This window comes from Bradyrhizobium genomosp. III, from assembly GCF_000261705.1.
In the GTDB taxonomy this organism is placed as follows: Bacteria; Pseudomonadota; Alphaproteobacteria; order Rhizobiales; family Xanthobacteraceae; genus Bradyrhizobium; species Bradyrhizobium ottawaense.
Map to the genome: position 1 here is coordinate 1 of NZ_AJQF01000445.1, position 1,091 is coordinate 1,091.

The following is a 1,091-nucleotide window of genomic DNA, read 5'->3' on the forward strand; positions in this document are numbered from 1 at the left end:
CGCGTCCGTGCTGTCCGGCCACAGGCCGATGGAAGCCGCGGTCGAGCAGACCTTCGTCAACAAGGACGGCGTTGCGACGCTGAAGCTCGGCCAGGCCCGCGGCGTCGCCATGCTGGCGCCCGCGATGTTCGGCATCTCTGTCGCCGAATACGCGCCGAACCAGGTCAAGAAGACGGTGGTCGGCGCCGGCCATGCCGACAAGCAACAGATCGCGATGATGCTGAAGATCTTGCTGCCCAAGGCCGAGCCGCCGTCAGCGGATGCCGCCGACGCGCTCGCCATCGCCATCACCCACGCTCATCACCGCCAGAGCACCGCGCTCAGGCTGAAGGTGGCGGGGTTATGAGCTGCACGCTCGAACAGCTCCCTCCCCCCTTGTGGGGGAGGGCTGGGGAGGGGGGTAGCCGCAGCAGCGGTGTTGCCGTCGTTGATGAGCCGGGCACGCCGTCCTCGCGCTCTCGAGAGAATCCCCGTGTGGCACCCCCCTCCCTGACCCTCCCCCACAAGGGGGGAGGGAACGCACCGACATTGCCGCGCGTCCTTCAAGCAGTGGGTGCGCAGCGATGATCGGCAAGCTCAAGGGCCTGATCGATTCCTACGGCGAGGATTATGTGCTCCTCGACGTCGGCGGCGTCGGCTATCAGGTGCATTGCTCGGCGCGTACACTGCAGCATCTGCCCTCGCCGGGAGAGGCTGCCGTGCTGTCGATCGAGACCTATGTCCGCGAGGACCAGATAAAACTGTTCGGCTTCCGCACCGACCAGGAGCGCGAATGGTTTCGCCTGCTCCAGACCGTGCAGGGCGTCGGCGCCAAGGTCGCGCTCGCCGTGCTCGGCACGCTGGCGCCGTCCGATCTCGCCAACGCCATCGCGCTGCGCGACAAGGCCGCGGTGGCGCGCACGCCCGGGGTCGGCCCCAAGGTCGCCGAGCGCATCGTTACCGAATTAAAGGACAAGGCGCCGGCCTTCGCCAATGTCGATCCCGCCGTGGTCCATCTCGCCGGCGCCGTCGACGACCAGCGGGCACCGCGCCCGGTGGCGGACGCGATCTCGGCGCTGGTCAATCTCGGCTATGGCCAGCCGCAGGCGGCC

General features: G+C 68.4%; 2 protein-coding genes. Both read left to right on the top strand.

Features of this window, described 5'->3' with window-relative positions:
- Nucleotides 1–346, top strand: a 346-nt coding sequence (ruvC, locus tag IC66_RS0135230) for a crossover junction endodeoxyribonuclease RuvC (RefSeq protein WP_038950788.1), incomplete at its 5' end; no start/stop codon positions are given.
- A 217-nt stretch (nucleotides 347–563) separates the two neighbouring features.
- Nucleotides 564–1,091: Holliday junction branch migration protein RuvA (gene ruvA, locus IC66_RS0135235; protein ID WP_038950789.1), on the top strand; the 528-nt coding region annotated here is incomplete at its 3' end.